The sequence below is a fragment of the Lysobacter sp. 22409 genome, from assembly GCF_052045105.1.
Classification (GTDB): Bacteria; Pseudomonadota; Gammaproteobacteria; order Xanthomonadales; family Xanthomonadaceae; genus Lysobacter; species Lysobacter antibioticus_B.
In genome coordinates, this window is the sequence record NZ_JBQEOE010000003.1 from 1 (window position 1) to 17,201 (window position 17,201).

At 68.4% G+C, this 17,201-nt stretch carries 9 protein-coding genes; 7 read left to right on the top strand and 2 right to left on the bottom strand.

What is annotated here, in order from left to right:
• Window positions 1-65: 65 nt before the first annotated feature.
• Window positions 66-2,594 carry a TonB-dependent receptor gene (locus ACTJJK_RS02105; protein WP_440729341.1) on the bottom strand — a complete coding sequence of 843 codons (2,529 nt, stop codon included), beginning with the start codon at window positions 2,592-2,594 and terminating at the stop codon, window positions 66-68.
• A gap of 547 nt (window positions 2,595-3,141) precedes the next feature.
• Between ACTJJK_RS02105 and ACTJJK_RS02110 the strand changes: the two genes are divergently transcribed.
• The 6 genes from ACTJJK_RS02110 (at window position 3,142) to ACTJJK_RS02135 (ending at window position 14,926) form a co-directional block, all read left to right on the top strand.
• A complete protein-coding gene (locus tag ACTJJK_RS02110; RefSeq protein WP_440729342.1) occupies window positions 3,142-4,155 on the top strand; it encodes a M15 family metallopeptidase in 1,014 nt (337 codons plus the stop codon).
• Window positions 4,156-4,279: 124 nt separating this feature from the next.
• A complete protein-coding gene (locus ACTJJK_RS02115; RefSeq protein ID WP_440729343.1) occupies window positions 4,280-4,912 on the top strand; it encodes a hypothetical protein in 633 nt (210 codons plus the stop codon).
• Window positions 4,913-5,107: 195 nt separating this feature from the next.
• Window positions 5,108-7,651 carry a DNA mismatch repair protein MutS gene (gene mutS, locus ACTJJK_RS02120; RefSeq protein WP_440729416.1) on the top strand — a complete coding sequence of 848 codons (2,544 nt, stop codon included), beginning with the start codon at window positions 5,108-5,110 and terminating at the stop codon, window positions 7,649-7,651.
• 476 nt (window positions 7,652-8,127) lie between these two features.
• Window positions 8,128-11,265, top strand: a complete 3,138-nt coding sequence (locus tag ACTJJK_RS02125) for an AAA family ATPase (protein ID WP_440729344.1) — start codon at window positions 8,128-8,130, stop codon at window positions 11,263-11,265.
• A gap of 594 nt (window positions 11,266-11,859) precedes the next feature.
• Complete coding sequence (katG, locus tag ACTJJK_RS02130; RefSeq protein ID WP_440729345.1) at window positions 11,860-14,040, top strand: catalase/peroxidase HPI; 2,181 nt, start codon at window positions 11,860-11,862, stop codon at window positions 14,038-14,040.
• 256 nt (window positions 14,041-14,296) lie between these two features.
• Window positions 14,297-14,926 (top strand): DUF937 domain-containing protein, encoded by a 630-nt coding sequence (locus ACTJJK_RS02135; RefSeq protein ID WP_440729346.1) that lies wholly within the window; start codon window positions 14,297-14,299, stop codon window positions 14,924-14,926.
• Window positions 14,927-15,034: 108 nt separating this feature from the next.
• Here the strand turns inward: ACTJJK_RS02135 and ACTJJK_RS02140 are convergent, their stop codons facing one another.
• Window positions 15,035-15,454, bottom strand: coding sequence for an RNA-binding S4 domain-containing protein (locus ACTJJK_RS02140; RefSeq protein ID WP_408953300.1), 420 nt, complete (start codon window positions 15,452-15,454; stop codon window positions 15,035-15,037).
• A 137-nt stretch (window positions 15,455-15,591) separates the two neighbouring features.
• Here ACTJJK_RS02140 and ACTJJK_RS02145 point away from each other — a divergent pair, with 137 nt between their 5' ends.
• A complete protein-coding gene (locus ACTJJK_RS02145) occupies window positions 15,592-17,136 on the top strand; it encodes an MATE family efflux transporter (RefSeq protein ID WP_440729347.1) in 1,545 nt (514 codons plus the stop codon).
• Window positions 17,137-17,201: the final 65 nt, after the last annotated feature.

A 17,201-nucleotide genomic window follows, 5' to 3' on the forward strand; every position in this document is an offset into this window, starting at 1 on the left:
CGCTCCTACAAAAGACTGGAGCGATCAGCAAAAAGAGAGCGGCGTCGCCGCCGCTCCCGCATTGCTCAGTACATCACCCGCAAGGTCACGCCGTAGGTGCGCGGGGCGCCGAGGAAAGCGTTCCAGGAACCGGTCTGCAACGGGGCGTCGAAACCGACCTGCTTGTACTCCTCGTCGGTGAGGTTCATCGCCCAGGCTTCGACCATCCAGCGCCGGTTCTTGGCGCCGATGCCCAGGCGCGCATTGACCACGGTGTAGGCCTCCTGGCCCTTCTCCGGGTCCAGGTCGGAACCGGTGTTGTAGTCGGACGAGTACTTGGCGCCGATGTTGAAGCGGCCGACCAGCGAGGCGCCGAAGTCCCACTGGTAGGTCGCCGAAGCCGAGGCCGACCACAGCGGCGCGAAGCTCGCCCGCGCGCCGGGCAACTTGGCCAGGTCGGCGTCGGGCAGCGGGTCGTTGCCGTACTTGGTGTCGGCGTACATCAAGCCGCCCTGCAGCATCAGGCCCTTGAGCCCGGTCTGCCACAGGATCTCGGTGTCGATGCCCTGCGACACCACCTCCGGGATCGACCGCACCACGAAGCTGGTGCCGAGGAAGCTGTTGAGCTGGAAGTCGGTGTAGGTCTGGTGGAACAAGGTCGCATTGAGCAGCAGATTGCCGTCGGCCCAGGTGGTCTTGGCGCCGAGCTCGTAGCTGTCGACGAACTCGCCCGGGAACGAGGTGTCGTTGACCGGGGCGATGCCGGCGGTGCCCGAGGACAGGCCGTTGGAGGACTGCACGCGGTCGAGGTTGAAGCCGCCGGCCTTGTAGCCGCGCGCGGCCGAGGCGTAGCCCATGACGTGCTCGTTCCAGCGGTAGGCCGCCTTGATCGTGCCCGACCATTCCTTCTCGTCGCGTTCCTGGTTGGTCACCCGGCCGTTGTGCAGGGTGTTGGCCCACGGCAGGCACATGAAGCCGACCACCTGCTGGACCAGCGCCGCGCGCGCCGCGGCCGGCACGCCGCGTGCGGCCAGGGCCGCGCCGACCCGGGTCGGGTTGGCCAGCGCCGCGCCGCAACCGAGGCCGCCGTTGGGATTGCTGTAGACCGAGTCGAGTTCCTTGTTCTCCTTGGTGTAGCGCAGGCCCAAGGTGATATCGAGGGCGTCGGTCGCATGCCAGGTGTTATTGGTGAACAAGGCCACGCTCTTGCTGTTCTGCTGGTAGCGGTCGAGCGCACCGAGCCCGCCGAAACTGCTGCCGAACGGGCGGCCCGAAGCCTGCGACAAGAAGGTCGCGGCATTGGCGGTGTTGATCAGCCCGGCCGGGAAGCGCGCGGCGATCTGGCTCAGCACCGCGGTCGACAGATACGGCTCGTAGTGCGCGCCGAGGCTGTAGGAATCGTTGCGCTTGAGGTCTTCGTCGGCATAGAACAAGCCGAACATCCAGTCGAGCTTGTCGGTCGCGCCGGTCAGGCGGAACTCCTGGCTGAACTGCTTGAAGCCGGTGAAGGATTCGTCCGGGTCCGGATTGCGGTAGATCAGGTCGGCGGTGGTGAAATCGAAGTCCAGGCCGTTCATGGCCTGCCAGTCGCGCGAGGCGGTGATCGAGGTCAGGGTGGCGCCACCGAACCAGGGCGTAATCCAGTTGACCTCGGCCGAGATGCCCTTGTCCTTGATGTCCTGGGTGGTCGGGCGATTGCTCCAGGCCACGCGCGCGAACGGATCGGCGACCGGCGCGACGCCGGTGCCGCCGACCAGCGCATTGATGATCGCCGAGGTCGGGCCACGCACCGTGGTCAGGCCGACGCAGCAGTTCTCTTCGCGGCTGCTGTAGTCGGCGATGAAGTTGATGTCGAGGTTCTCGGTCGGCTCCAACAGCAGCTGACCGCGCAAAGTGTGGAAGTTCTGGTCGCCGTCCTCGCGCTCGCCGCGCGGGCCGCGGCCGATCTCGACGTTGGTGAAACCGTCGCGCTTGCGCTTGCCGGCGTAGACGCGGAAGGCGGCGTTCTCGCCGATCGCGGTATTGAACGAGCCGGCCAGACCGACCGCGCCGTAGTTGCCGATGGTCAGCTCTCCCTCGACCGTGGTGTCGTAGCTCGGCCGGCGGGTGATGACGTTGATGACACCGGCCGAGGTGTTCTTGCCGAACACCGTGCCCTGCGGGCCCTTCAGCACTTCGATACGCTCGATCTCGCCGAGGTCGCCGAAGCCGACGCCGTTGCGCGGGCGGTAGACGCCGTCGATGACCACGCCGACCGAGGACTCCAGGCCGGCGTTGTCGCCGACCGTGCCGATGCCGCGGATGCGCGCCACCGTCTGCACTTCGCTCTGGGTGCTGCTCACGGTCAGGCCGGGCACCAGCACCTGCAGGTCCTTGACGTCGCGCACGCCGGTGTCCTGCAGCAACTGCTCGGGCAAGGCGGTGATCGAGATCGGCACGTCCTGCATGGCCTCCTCGCGCTTTTGCGCGGTCACGGTGAGGCCGGCCAAGGTCGTGGCCTCCTCTTCGGCGGGGGCAGCACCGGTTTGTTGCGCCTGTGCGGTCGCGGCGAGCGACGCCACTGACAAGGCGATGGCCAAAGACAAGGACTTGCGACCCGGCTGACGAGCGATCATCTGGTTTCCCCCAAGTTTGAAAACGTTCGGGACGTGCTGGACTTCGATGTCCGGTGCGGCGGGTGCGCAAGATGAAGGCATGCGTCCGGGGGTCCGACCCGTGTCTGCGATACCGCGCCGTCCCCTGCGCGGATCACATCCTTGTTCGATACGTAATCCGTGAGCGATTGCGGCCTGAGTCTGTAAGGCGTGGATCGAATCGGCGTGCGGAAATTAGCACGCTGTTAACGAACGTCATGCGGCGATGCAACACCTTTGTGTAGGCAAACGCAAGCAAAAGCGCAGAAGCGCGTCGCATCGTGGTTCGCGGCTTAAAAACGAACGAACGTTCGCGCGTTCGCGAAGCGAGGGCACGACAGCGTCGTGTCGGAATGCGCAAACGCGACTGCACAGCCGTGCACGAAAACTGCGTCATCGGTCCGCCGGCGCTAGGGTCGATCCCAGGTGGCGACAGCGATGCATGCGGCGTGCAATGCAGGCGAACCTTCCGTGGAACCTCGCCCAGGCAGCGAAGTTCCGGCCGTTCCCCCGAACAAGGACTACGCCCATGGACAGCGTCAACGGCGCATCGCACAGCAGCGAATCGCAATCCACCGCCTCGGCCACCCAGGCCCAGGCCACGCCGAGCATCAGCGAAGAGCGCGAGGAGGAGATCCGCGCCGAGCTGGCGCAGAACCCGCAGGCGGTCGCCGCGCTCGACCAGTTGGTCGCCGACCGCAATTTCGGCCAGCTCAGCGAAGAACAGAAAGTCGAATCGCTCAATTCCTTCATGAGCGCGCCGAACGCGGCGACCGCGACCTATCTGCAGGGCGCAGCGGAAGTGAGCTTGAACCCGCAGGCGACACCGTCCTCGTTGACGCCCGACGCCGGCACCCTGACCCTGGACGGCGTCACCTACGGCATCCAGAACGGCAATCTGCTCGATGCCGAGGGCCGCACCGTCGGCACGATCCGCAACGACGGCACCGTCCAGCTCGCCAACGAAGCCGCCGCGCGCAGCGTCTACGACAACATCGGCACCCGCGTGCAACTGACCGAACAAATCGGCGCGCAGACCCGGACCCTGGTCGACCTGCATGCCGCCGATCCGCGCGGCCGCCTCGCCGACCCCAATCTGAATCAGGAAGTCGCCAATCGCGTCACCGCGGTGATCGAACAGGCGCGCCGCGAAGGCATGAACATGCGCGTGGACACCGCCTATCGCACCTTCGCCGAACAGGACACGCTGTACGCGCAGGGCCGCACCGCGCCGGGCAACCGGGTCACCAACGCGCGCGCCGGCCAGTCCTGGCACAACTACGGTGTCGCGGTCGACCTGGTCTTCAACGACGCCAACGGCCGGCCGAGCTGGGCCGAGACCAACAACTGGGACCGTTACGGCGAAATCGCCGTCGCCCAGGGCCTGGAATGGGGCGGCAACTGGCAAGGGTTTACCGACCGTCCGCACGTCGAATACCACCCCGGCTTCGACGCCGGCGATGCGCGCAACATGATGCAAAGCCATCGCCAGGGCGGGCTGGAGGCGGTCTGGGATCGCATGGGCATCGGCCAGGTACCGTGACCCAGGCCGCGGCGCCTCGCCTCGCGATGGCTAGACTGGTCCGCACATGAGTCGCCACGCGCACCGCCTTTGTCTCGCGATCGCCTGTGCGGTCGCCCTGTTGCCGGCCTGCCGGGCCGGCGCCGTGCGCCCTGCCCTTGCATCGCCCACCGCGTCGGCCACCGCCGAAGCCGCACCGCCGCGTCTGCTCGCCGGAGCCGGCGCGGTCGCGTTTCACCCGAGTCGGGCGCTGCTCGCCTGGAGCGACGGCAAACGCTGGCACGTGCTCGACCTGCACACCGACCGCGTCGTCGACTTCGCCACCGACAGCGAGATCGCCGACCTCGCCTACGCGCCCGACGGCGACCTGTGGCTGGTCGGCGACCATGCCGAGCGCTGGCGCGACGGCCGCCTCGGCTGCCGCAGCGAAGCCGCCGACCTCAGCCGCGCGCTCGGCACCGCGGGCGACGGCCTCGCTGCCGCCGGCTACGGCCATTCCGACGGCGTCGGGCCCTTGCGCCATCCGGTCTGGATCGACCTGCACTGCGGTCTCACCCGCTATCCGGCCGAGCCGTTACCGGCCGGCGTCGCCGATGCCGCCAGCGACCCGGGCGGCGTCGCCGGCAAACGCACGCAACCGCCGCGCGCCGTGCCGGCCGGATTCGTCGCCCCGGCCGACAGCTCGGCCAAGCCGGTCGCGGTGTCGCACGACGGCCATTGGTGGGTCGGCGAGGACGCCGGACGATTGCTGCTGTATCGGACCGCGAACGGCCGCTGAGCGTGCGCATCGCACGCGGGCCAGTCCCGCCCCGGCAACACAGGCCAGCGCGGCGCGGGCCCTCAGCCCGGCTGGCATACTGTGCGCCCGCCTGCAGCCCCAGCGCGCCGGCTCCTCCCGCATCAGAACACCCGGTATTTCGTGTCCGCCCCAGACTCCTCCAGCGCCCGCAATCTCGACGCCCATACCCCGCTCATGCGCCAGTTCTTCGCCGCCAAGGCGGAGCATCCGGACGTACTGATGTTCTTCCGCATGGGCGATTTCTACGAGCTGTTCTACGACGACGCCCGCAAGGCGGCGCGACTGCTCGACATCACCCTGACCCAGCGCGGCAACTCGGCCGGGCAACCGATCCCGATGGCCGGCGTGCCGCACCATTCGGCCGAAGGCTATCTCGCCCGCCTGGTCGCGCTCGGCGAGTCGGTGGCGATCTGCGAACAGATCGGCGACCCGGCCCTGGCCAAGGGCATCGTCGAACGCAAGGTGGTGCGCATCATCACCCCGGGCACGGTCACCGACGAGGCCCTGCTCAACGAACGCCGCGACACCTTGTTGCTGGCGGTCGCTCGCGGCAAGCACTCTTACGGCGTGGCCTGGGCCGATCTGGCCTCGGGCCGCTTCCTGGTCAACGAAGTCGCCAGCGAAGACGCGCTGGAAGCCGAACTGGCCCGGCTGGAGCCGGCCGAACTGTTGGTCGCCGACGAAGACGGCTGGCCGCCGTTCGTGGCCGAACGCAACGGCATGCGCCGTCGTCCGCCGTGGCTGTTCGACGTCGACAGCGGCCGCCGCCAGTTGCTGCGTTTCTTCGGCCTGCACGATCTCAGCGGCTTCGGCCTGGAAGACAAGCCGCTGGCGATCGCCGCCGCCGCGGCCCTGCTCGGCTATGTCGAGGAAACCCAGAAGCAACGCCTGCCGCACCTGACTTCGATCGCGATCGAATCCGGCGACGGCGCGATCGCGATGAACGCGGCCACCCGCCGCCATCTCGAACTCGACAGCCGCGTCGACGGCGACAGCCGCACCACCCTGCTCGGCGTGCTCGACAGCACCGTGACGCCGATGGGCGGGCGCCTGCTGCGGCGTTGGCTGCACCGCCCGCTGCGCGACCGCAGCGTCCTGCGTCATCGCCACCAGGCGGTCGCGACCTTGATCGAAAGCCGCGCCGGCGACGACATCCGCGAACGCTTCCGCGCGCTCGGCGATCTGGAACGCATCCTCTCGCGCATCGCCCTGCGCAGCGCGCGCCCGCGCGACCTGTCGACTCTGCGCGACGGCCTCGGCCTGTTGCCGGACGTGCGCGCCACTCTGGCGCCGCTCGATGCGCCGCGCCTCAACGCGCTGGGCGCCGAACTCGGCGAACACGACGCCCACGCGCATCTGCTGGCCGAGGCCATCGTGCCGCAGCCGCCGGTGCTGGCCCGCGACGGCGGCGTATTCGCCACCGGCTACGACGCCGAGCTCGACGAGCTGCGCACCTTGTCGACCAACGCCGATCAGTTCCTGGTCGACCTGGAAGCGCGCGAACGCGCCAGCAGCGGCATCGCCACGCTCAAGGTCGGCTACAACCGCGTCCACGGTTACTACCTCGAAATCAGCAAGGGCCAAGCCGACAAGGCGCCGACCCACTACACCCGGCGGCAGACGCTCAGCAACGCCGAGCGCTACATCACCGAGGAACTCAAGCAGTTCGAGGACAAGGTGTTGTCGGCGCGCGAGCGCTCGCTCGCGCGTGAGCGGCTGCTGTACGAACAATTGCTCGATGCCCTCAACGAACGCCTGGAGCCGCTCAAGCATTGCGCCGCGGCCCTGGCCGAGCTCGACGTGCTGTGCGGTTTCGCCGAACGCGCGCAGGCGCTGGACTGGTCGCAGCCGGAACTCGGCGACACGCCCGGCCTGCGCATCGAACGCGGCCGCCACCCGGTGGTCGAGGCGGTGCGCAAGGACCCGTTCGAGCCCAACGACCTGATTCTCGATGAGGACAATGGCCGCCGCATGCTGGTGATCACCGGCCCGAACATGGGCGGTAAGTCGACCTACATGCGCCAGAACGCGCTGATCGTGCTGCTCGCCCACATCGGCAGCTTCGTGCCCGCTTCGCGCGCGCTGATCGGCCCGATCGACCGCATCCTGACCCGCATCGGCGCCGGCGACGACCTCGCCCGCGGCCAGTCGACCTTCATGGTCGAGATGAGCGAGACCAGCTACATCCTGCATCACGCCACCGACCAGTCGCTGGTGCTGATGGACGAGATCGGCCGCGGCACCTCGACCTACGACGGCCTGGCCCTGGCCGAGGCCTGCGCGCGCCACCTGGCCCACAGCAACCGCGCCTACACCTTGTTCGCGACGCATTACTTCGAGCTCACCGCATTGGCCGAGCCCGGCAACGGCATCGCCAACGTCCACCTGGACGCGGTCGAGCACGGCGACCAACTGGTGTTCATGCATGCGGTCAAGGACGGCCCGGCCGATCGCAGCTTCGGCTTGCAGGTCGCCGCGTTGGCCGGCCTGCCGAAGTCGGTGGTCAAGCAGGCGCGCGGGCGTTTGATCGAGCTGGAACAACAAGGTCGCGAGACGCCCAAGCCCTCGTTCGCCACCGCCGCGCTCGACCAACCGCAGCAGTTCGGTCTGTTCGCGACCTCGTCGGCGGCGTTGGATGCGCTGGCCGAAGTCGATCCGGACGAACTGACGCCGAAACAGGCCTTGGAAGCGCTGTATCGAATCAAAGCGCTGGCTTGAGCGCAGAGTACCGTGACGACGCAGACGGGTGCCGCTTGGTTGCCCGCCGCGGTCCGCCCCGATAATCCCGTCATCCCCGCGAAGGCGGGGATCCAGGGCTCTACCGCGGCATTACTCTGAAGTCTCTGGATCCCCGCCTGCGCGGGGAGGACGGCGGGAAGATCGATAGCGGCTGCAAGCCACATCGCCGCCGACAGTCATAGCGCACGGTCCCTATCGGACGAACCGCTAAACTAATGCCCGGAACGGACACCGGAGCGCATGTGGAAGCCCTATTACTCGTCGTCGGCCTGATCGCCGGCCTGATTCTCGCGCGTCTGTATCGGCCGCAGGCGGCGATCGTCGCTGCCTCGACGGATACGCCGCGGGCGGATACGGAAAACACGCCGGCTGTCGAGCAAATCCAAAACGAAGCCGAAGCACCGATTGAATCGACTTCGGAAACGGCCGAAGCACCAGAGGATCGCTTACTTCGGTTGGTCCGTTCCATCGATGCGATCGACGAACGCATCCAGCGTCCGCAGGAGCTGCTCGCCCTGCCCGAGTTCCACCAAGGCGTCGATCTGGTCGCGAGCGAAGCCTTCAGCGCCGCCGACCTGGTGCGCCAGCTCAGCGGCACCGGCTACGTGCTGCAATCGATGATCACCAAGGCCCTGCCGCGCCGCAGCGACGTCGCGCTCGACCCGGTGTTCGAGCACGTCGGCCAGTTCGGCGGTTACCCGCTGCACTTCCTGGTCGAGTACCTGCGCACCCGCCCCGACGCCAGCGAGCTGCCCAAGCTGCTGCGCCATGCCCAGCCGTGGTGGTGGGACTTCGCCCCGGTGCGCCAGCAACTGCGCGACTACCTGCAATGGGCCGAACAATTCGGGCCGGCGCCGGCCGCGCCGGTGCTGGAGGAACTGGAGGAGCACGCCGCGACGCAGTTGCGCGACACCCTGAAGCGCTTCCAGTCGCCGCTGCTGGAACCGCTGATCGAGCAGGCCGAACACGCCACCAATGCGCGCCGCGAAAGCCGCGTGCTCGGCGCCTTCGGCCGGGTCAACGCCAGCGCCAAGGCGCAGACGCGCATCGTCCACGACGCCCTCGCCCGCCAACTCGAACGCCTGCACGAACTGCTGTCGGGCGACGACGCCGCCTCGGTGCTGGTCTCCGGCGAACACGGCGTCGGCAAGACCGTGCTGATCGACCTGTTGGCCGAGCGCCTGCAGGCCGAAGGCTGGCTGGTGTTCGAGGCTTCGGCGGCCGAGATCCTATCCGGCCAGAGCTACATCGGCGAGCTCGAAGAGCGGGTACGCGAGATGCTCGGCGTGCTCAACCGCAAGCGCGCGGTGTGGCGCGCGCCGGAGTTCTTCGACCTGCTCGCCAAGGGCTCGCACTCGCGCGACCCGCGCGGCCTGCTCGACCTGGTGCTGCCGGCGATCGAGCGCGGCCAGCTGCGGGTGATCGGCGAGATCACCCCGCGCCAGTTGGCGCAGTTGCTGATCGCACGTCCGGTCATCAAGCACCACGTCGAAATCGTGCCGCTGTTGCCGACCGAAGCCGATGCGCTGGAGGCGATCGCCGCCGAGTGGGCGCGTTTGGAAGGCGAACGCCTCGGTCGCCCGGTCGCCGACCCGCGCGCGCTGGCAGAGGGCGCGCGCATGGCCGCCCAGTATTTCCCCGAGCAACAAGAACCCGGCCGCCTGCTGCGCCTGCTCAACGACGCGCTGCAGAGCGCGCTGGCGGAAGCGCCGCCGGCGCTGCCGCTCGACGCCGAGCGCCTGCTGGCGACCATCGCCCAGCGCAGCGGCCTGCCGCTCGACGTCATCGACGACCGCCAGAGCCTCGACCTCGACCGTCTGCGCGCGTTTTTCCGTCAGCGCGTGATCGGCCAGGACGAAGCCGTCGACGCCCTGCTCGACCGCATCGCCATGCTCAAGGCCGGGCTGATCGACAGCAGCCGCCCGATCGGCGTGTTCCTGTTCGCCGGCCCCACCGGCACCGGCAAGACCGAACTGGCCAAAGCGCTCGGCGAGCTCTTGTTCGGCAGCGACGAGCGCCTGCTGCGCCTGGACATGAGCGAGTTCCAGTCCGAGGACTCGGCCTGGCGCCTGACCGCCGACGAAGGCGGCCAGAGCGGCGTGCGTTCGCTGACCTCGCGCATCCGCGAGCAGCCGTTCTCGGTGGTGTTGCTGGACGAGTTCGAGAAGGCCCATCCGAAAGTCTGGGATCTGTTCCTGCAGGTGTTCGACGATGCTCGCCTGAGCGACCGCAGCGGCCACACCGCCGACTTCCGCCACAGCATCATCATCCTGACCAGCAACGTCGGCTCGACCATTTCGCGCAGCGCCGGCCCGGGTTTCACCTCGGCGCGCGGCGGTTATTCGCGCGACGCGGTCGAGAAGGCGCTGTTCGAGACCTTCCGCCGCGAGTTCCTCAACCGACTCGACCGCATCGTGCTGTTCAATCCGCTCGACCGCAGCCTGATGCGCGAGATCCTGCACAAGGAGCTCAAGCGCGTGCTGACCCGGCGCGGCCTGCGCAATCGCGACTGGGCGGTGGAATGGGAGCCCTCGGCGATCGAGTTCCTGCTCGACCGCGGCTTCACCCCCGACCTCGGCGCGCGGCCGCTGCGCCGCGCGATCGAGCACTACCTGCTCGCCCCCCTGGCGCGCAGCATCGTCGAACACCGCGCGCCGCAGGGCGACCAGTTCCTGTTCGTGCGCAGCGCCGGCGACCAGCTCGACGTGCAGTTCATCGATCCCGACGCGTCGCGGCGCAACGACGGCGCCGTGGCCGAAGTCGCCGCGCCCGCCGACGCCGGCGACCTGCGCGATCTGGTGCATGCGCCGTCGGCCACGGCGGCGTCGGTGGCGCGGCTCGATGCCCGCCTGCAGCAGCTCGACCTCACCGTGACCTCGCAGGACTGGGTCTCGGCGCGCGAAGCCGATTACGCGCGCATGGCCGAAGCCGATTTCTGGAACGCCGGCGACCGCCATCTGGTGCTCGACCGCATCGAACGTCGCGACCGCATCGAGAGCGCGCTCGATACCGCCCATCGCATGCACCATCGTTTGCGCGAGGACGGCGGCAACGACGAATTCGCCGGCCGCATCGCCCAGTTGCTGTTCCTGCTCGGCCTGGCGGTCGACGCCGTTCGCGAACAGCGCCCGCAGGATGCCTTGATCGAAATCGATACCGACGAAGCCGCGCACCTGCGCCACGGCCCCGACCTGCGCTTGTGGTGGCAGCGCCTGCTGGCGATGTACCTGGCCTGGGCGCAGCGCCGCAACATGCGCGTGGAAGTGCTGCGCCAGGACGCCGAGCGCTGCAAGGCCTGGCTGGCGGTGAGCGGTTTCGGCGCCTTCGACCTGCTGCAGGCCGAGTCCGGCCTGCACGTGCTCGAAGACCAAGAGGACGGCGTCACCCGCCGCGTCTCGTTGTCGGTGCAGGTGGCGCCGGACCTGCCGGGCCGCGCGCGCGTCGCCCAGGCCGCGGCCGAAGGCGAGCGGCGCATCAGCCGGCGTTACCGCGAGTCGCCCTCGCCCTTGGTCCGCGACGGCGTGCGCGGCTGGCGCAGCGGCCGCCTCGACCGCGTGCTCGGCGGCGAGTTCGACGTCATGCAGGGCGGCTGATGGGCGCCTGATGCGCCGCACATCTCATGGGTAGGAGCGGCGCAAGCCGCGAGAGCATCACCGGCCGTGCCCACGCGGTCGCGGCTCGAGTCGCTCCTGCTCCTCCCGGCCGTCGGCCGCGATCGAATCGGCAGGCTGTACGACCCTTCCGAATCCGTCAGGCGGTCACGGCCTCGCAGCGATAAGCCTTCCATGATCCGTCTTGGATGGAACGGCGGTGCCGCCGTCGCGCATCGCCGTCCATAGCCGTTCTCTATCGGATAAGTCGAAAGGATCGATTTCACATGCGGATGGTCCCGGCCTATCGTTCCCTCGTCCCTTCGTGACACGGAACGCCAGCGATGAGCCAACAGGACGAACCACACCCGATGTCGCCGACCACCGCCCTCGACGGTCCGGTACGCGAATGTCCGCATCTTGCCTCGGCGCACTCGCACGGATCGCTTTCATCGCACGACGATCGATCGACCGATCCGTCGCCCCCCTCCTGAAGAACTTGCACGAGCCGCTCCAGGGCGGCCCGTGCGCACATCGTTGCGCCCCCCAGCCCCACGTCCCCAGTCGCCGGATCCACATCCTCAAAGGCACGTAGCCATGTCAAACGAAAGCAAATGCCCCTTCAATCACACCGCCGGTGGCGGCACCTCCAACCGCGACTGGTGGCCTAACCAGCTCAACCTCAAGGTCCTGCACCAACAGACCCCGCATGCCGACCCGATGAGCGAGGGCTTCGACTACGCCGAAGCCTTCAAGAGCCTCGACCTGGCCGCGGTCAAGAACGATCTGCACGCGCTGATGACCGACTCGCAGGAGTGGTGGCCGGCCGACTTCGGCCATTACGGCCCCTTGTTCATCCGCATGGCCTGGCACAGCGCCGGCACTTACCGCACCTTCGACGGCCGCGGCGGCGCGGGCGCCGGCCAACAGCGTTTCGCCCCGCTCAACAGCTGGCCGGACAACGGCAACCTCGACAAGGCCCGCCGCCTGCTGTGGCCGATCAAGCAGAAGTACGGCAACAAGATTTCCTGGGCCGACTTGATGATCCTCACCGGCAACGTCGCCCTGGAGTCGATGGGCTTCAAGACCTTCGGCTTCGCCGGCGGCCGCGCCGACGTGTGGGAGCCGGAAGAACACGTTTACTGGGGCACCGAAACCACCTGGCTCGGCGACAAGCGCTACTCCGGCGACCGCGTCCTGGAGAACCCGCTCGGCGCCGTGCAGATGGGCCTGATCTACGTCAATCCGCAGGGCCCGAACGGCAACCCCGACCCGCTCGCGGCGGCTCGCGACATCCGCGAGACCTTCGCGCGCATGGCCATGGACGATGAGGAAACCGTCGCTCTGATCGCCGGCGGCCACAGCTTCGGCAAGACCCACGGTGCCGGTCCCGAATCGCACGTCGGCCGCGAGCCCGAAGGCGGCGATCTCGAACAACAGGGCCTGGGCTGGGCCAGCAGCTTCGGCAGCGGCCTCGGCGGCGATTCGATCACCAGCGGCCTGGAAGTCACCTGGACCAGCACGCCGACGCAGTGGAGCAACCAGTTCTTCGAAAACCTGTTCGGCTACGAATGGGAACTGAGCAAGAGCCCGGCCGGCGCGCACCAGTGGATCGCGAAGGACGGCGCCGGCGCCGGCACCATTCCCGACGCGCACGACCCGAACAAGCGCCGCGCGCCGACCATGCTGACCACCGACCTGTCGCTGCGCTTCGATCCGGCCTACGAAAAGATCTCGCGCCGCTTCCTGGAAAACCCGGATCAACTCGCCGACGCCTTCGCCCGCGCCTGGTTCAAGCTGACCCATCGCGACATGGGCCCGCGCGCGCGCTACCTCGGCCCGGAAGTCCCGGCCGAAGAACTGATCTGGCAGGACCCGGTTCCGGCCGTCGACCATCCGCTGATCGACGAGCAGGACATCGCCGCGCTCAAGAGCAAGATCCTGGCTTCGGGCCTGCCGATCTCGCAATTGGTCTCGACCGCCTGGGCTTCGGCCTCGACCTTCCGCGGCTCCGACAAGCGCGGCGGCGCCAACGGCGCGCGCATCCGCCTGGCCCCGCAGAAGGATTGGGAGGTCAACCAGCCGGCGCAACTCGCCAAGGTGCTGTCGGCCCTGGAAGCGATCCGGCAAGACTTCGACGCCGCGCAATCCGGCGGCAAGAAGGTTTCGCTGGCCGACCTGATCGTGCTGGCCGGCGCCGCCGGCGTCGAGCAGGCGGCGAAGAACGCCGGCCATCCGGTCAAGGTGCCGTTCGCTCCGGGACGCACCGACGCCACGGCCGCGCAGACCGACGTCGATTCCTTCGCCGTGCTCGAACCCATCGCCGACGGCTTCCGCAACTACCTCAAGGGCAAGTACGAGGTCAGCGCCGAATCGTTGCTGATCGACAAGGCCCAGTTGCTCGATCTGAGCGCACCGGAACTGACCGTGCTGGTCGGCGGCCTGCGCATGCTCGGCACCAACGTCGGCCCGAGCCGGCACGGCGTGTTCACCCATCGCGCCGATGCGCTGAGCAACGACTTCTTCGTCAACCTGCTCGACATGAGCACGGTGTGGAAGCCGGTTTCGGACGCCAAGGACGTGTTCGAAGGGCGCGACCGCAAGAGCGGCGAACTGAAGTGGACGGCGACCCGCGTCGACCTGGTGTTCGGCTCGCACTCGCAGTTGCGCGCGCTGGCCGAGGTGTATGCGAGCTCGGACGCGCAGGAGAAGTTCGTCCACGACTTCGTCGCCGCCTGGAACAAGGTGATGAACGCGGATCGCTTCGACCTCGCCTGAGCCTGGCCAGCACGGCTTCCACTCGAACGGGTCGGCCGGATGGCCGGCCCGTTGCGTTTCCGAGCCGGTAGCTGCGCGAGTCGGCGCCTCGCGGCCCGAGCGACGGATCGCCATGGAGCGCATGAATCTTCGTTTATCGCCCTTCTATCGCCCGCTTATCGGCGGGTAAGTGTGCTATCGAAAAAAACCCGCGAATCTCACCCCAAGCTCACCGGCCGGCGCTAGCATCTGGGTTCCTTGCAACGGACCGACCCCGATGAGCGCTTCGCTGACCGACGACCTTCTCAACCAACTCCAGGGCCAGCCGCTGGCGCAACTGGGCAGCCAGCTCGGGCTGTCGCAACCGCAGACGCAGAACGCGGTGAGCGCCGCCCTGCCCTTGCTGCTCGGCGCGCTCGGCCGCAACGCCAGCCAGCCGCAAGGCGCCGAGGCGCTGTTCGGCGCGCTGCAACGCGACCACGCCGGCGTCGGCAGCGGTCTCGACATCGGCAGCGTGCTCGGTGCGGTGCTCGGCGGCGGCGCAAGCCGGCAGACCGACGGCGCCGGCATCCTCGGCCACATCTTCGGCGGCCGCCAGGAAACCGCGGCGGAAGGTCTCGGCCAGGCCACCGGTCTCGGCGGCAGCCAGGCCAATACGCTGTTGAAGGTACTGGCGCCGATCGTGCTGTCCTATCTCGCCCAACGCATGATGTCGGGCGGCAACCAGGCGGCATCGCCGCAGGCGCTCGGCCAGGTGCTCGGCCAGGAAGAGCAGCGTATTTCCCAGCAGGGCGGCCTCGGCGGCGGCCTGCTCGGCGCGGTGCTCGACCAGGACGGCGACGGCCAGTTGGGCCTGGGCGATCTGCTCAAGATCGGCGGCGGCCTGCTCGGCGGCGGCCAGCGCTGAATCCAGGCTGGTTTTCCCGATGTATCGACGACGGCTGCGCCCAGGCGCAGCCGTTTTCGTTTTCGCCGCCATCGATTCGCCGTTATCGAACGGCGACACGCGCGCGACTCACAGCGCGTCGATATCGCCCAGGGCTTTGATCAAGCGCCGCGCGCGCTTGTCGGGCTTGGTCTCCGGCGCGCGATAGCCATTGCGTTCGGCCACGCGCATCGCCCGCGCCTGCTCGCGGGCAAGGCGCGAGGCTTCGGTTTCCGCGTACAGAGTCTGGGCGACGCTCGCCGGCCCGCGCGTATCGCTGAGCCCGGTCACGGCGATCTCGAACATTTCCTCGCCGCGCGCGATGCGCAAGGCGTCGCCGACGCGCAGCGCGCGCGAGGCCTTGCCGCGCTGACCGCCGATCTCGACCTTGCCGGTCTCGACCGCCTGCCGCGCCAGGCTGCGGGTCTTGAAGAAACGCGCCGCCCACAACCACAGATCCAGACGGACCGAGGCCTGCGGCGGCGGCGAAGGAATCTCTTGCTTGCTCATCGGCGCGAAAGATACCACTGCATTCCTACACTGCAACTGAGGGCCGCGGGCCGACGTTCCCGCTGCCGACGCAGGCAGGGCGACGACCCGCTCACCGATCAGCCGGCATACTGCGCCGACTCCGCACGGATCCCGTCATGGCCCCCAGCCCCTCACGCGGCAGCCATCTGCTGACCGAAGGTCCGATCGGACGCACGATGATCGCTTTCGCGCTGCCGATCATGGCCGGTAACGCCGCGCAGTCGCTCAACGGCTCGATCAACTCGATCTGGGTCGGGCGTTATCTCGGCGAAGCCGCGCTGACCGCGACCGCGAACGCCAACAACATTATGTTCTTCCTGATCGGTTCGATCTTCGGCATCGGCATGGCCGCGACGATCCTGATCGGCCAGGCGATCGGCGCCAAGGACACCGCGCGCGCGCGCCGGGTCATGGGCACCAGCGCGACCTTCTTCATCGGCCTGTCGGCGCTGATCGCCGCGGCCGGTTGGTTCATGGCCGATCCGGTGTTGCGCGCGATGGGCACGCCGGCGGCGGCGCTGCCGCTGGCCGAGGACTACCTGCGGGTGATCTTCCTGTCGATGCCGTTCCTGTACGCCTTCGCCTTCATCTCGGCGGCCCTGCGCGGCGCCGGCGATTCGCGCACGCCGTTCCGCTTCCTGCTGATGGCGGTGGTGCTCGACATCGCCTTCAACCCCTTGCTGATCTTCGGCTGGGGGCCGATCCCCGCGCTCGGCATCGCCGGCTCGGCGGCCTCGACCTTCTTCGCCCAGGGCCTGGGCCTGATGGCGATGCTGCTGTATCTGCGACGCAAGCGCCACGTGCTCTGGCTCGGCCGCCAGGACGCGCATCTGCTGAAGATCGACCCGACCGTGTTACGCGCGTTGATCGTCAAGGGCGTGCCGATGGGTTTGCAGATGGTGCTGATCTCGTTGGCGATGATCGCGATGATCAGCCTGGTCAACGCCCACGGCACCGGCACCGCAGCCGGCTATGGCGCCGCGCTGCAGTTGTGGACCTATGTGCAGATGCCGGCGATGGCGATCGGCGCGGCCTGTTCGTCGATCGCCGCGCAGAGCGTCGGCGCCGGGCGTTGGGACCGCGTCGACGCGACCGCGCGCACCGGCACCGGTTTCAACTTCCTCATGACCGGCGCGCTGATCGTGCCGCTGATCCTGTTCGACCGCTACACCCTGGCGCTGTTCCTGCCGGAAGGCAGCGCATCGTTCGAGATCGCGCGCCATCTCAACCACATCGCGATCTGGTCGTTCCTGTTCTTCGGCGTGACCTTCGTGATTTCCGGCGTGGTGCGCGCGACCGGCGCGGTGGTGCCGCCGTTGTTGATCCTCGGTTTCGCGCTATGGGGCATCCGCGTGCCGTTCGCGACCTTGCTGCAGCCGGTGATCGGCACCGATGCGCTGTGGTGGAGTTTCCCAGTCAGCGCGCTGTGCTCGATGCTGATGTCGATCGCCTATTACCGCTGGGGCGGCTGGCGACGTTCGCGGATGATGGCCGCGCCCGAGCGCGTCGTCGCGCCGATCGCCACCCGGACCATCGCCACTCCGGCCGAAATCGCCGCGCCACCGCCTGCGCCGGTGGCCGATGCGAGTCCTGAAGAGAACGACGAGAGCGGCGAGATCGACAGCGTCGGCACACCTGCGCGCGAGCGCCCTGTTCGCTGACGGCCGCGTAGCTCGGCATTGCGGCGCGTAGACGCTGCAGATTCGTGGGCCGCCATGCCGGCGTG

Bases quoted from the DNA above. Each gene is read 5' to 3' on its own strand.
- ACTJJK_RS02105 (WP_440729341.1), bottom strand. From the start codon at position 2,594: ATGATCGCTCGTCAGCCGGGTCGCAAGTCCTTGTCTTTGGCCATCGCC.
- ACTJJK_RS02110 (WP_440729342.1), top strand. From the start codon at position 3,142: ATGGACAGCGTCAACGGCGCATCGCACAGCAGCGAATCGCAATCCACC.
- mutS (WP_440729416.1), top strand. From the start codon at position 5,108: ATGCGCCAGTTCTTCGCCGCCAAGGCGGAGCATCCGGACGTACTGATG.
- katG (WP_440729345.1), top strand. From the start codon at position 11,860: ATGTCAAACGAAAGCAAATGCCCCTTCAATCACACCGCCGGTGGCGGC.
- ACTJJK_RS02135 (WP_440729346.1), top strand. From the start codon at position 14,297: ATGAGCGCTTCGCTGACCGACGACCTTCTCAACCAACTCCAGGGCCAG.
- ACTJJK_RS02140 (WP_408953300.1), bottom strand. From the start codon at position 15,454: ATGAGCAAGCAAGAGATTCCTTCGCCGCCGCCGCAGGCCTCGGTCCGT.
- ACTJJK_RS02145 (WP_440729347.1), top strand. From the start codon at position 15,592: ATGGCCCCCAGCCCCTCACGCGGCAGCCATCTGCTGACCGAAGGTCCG.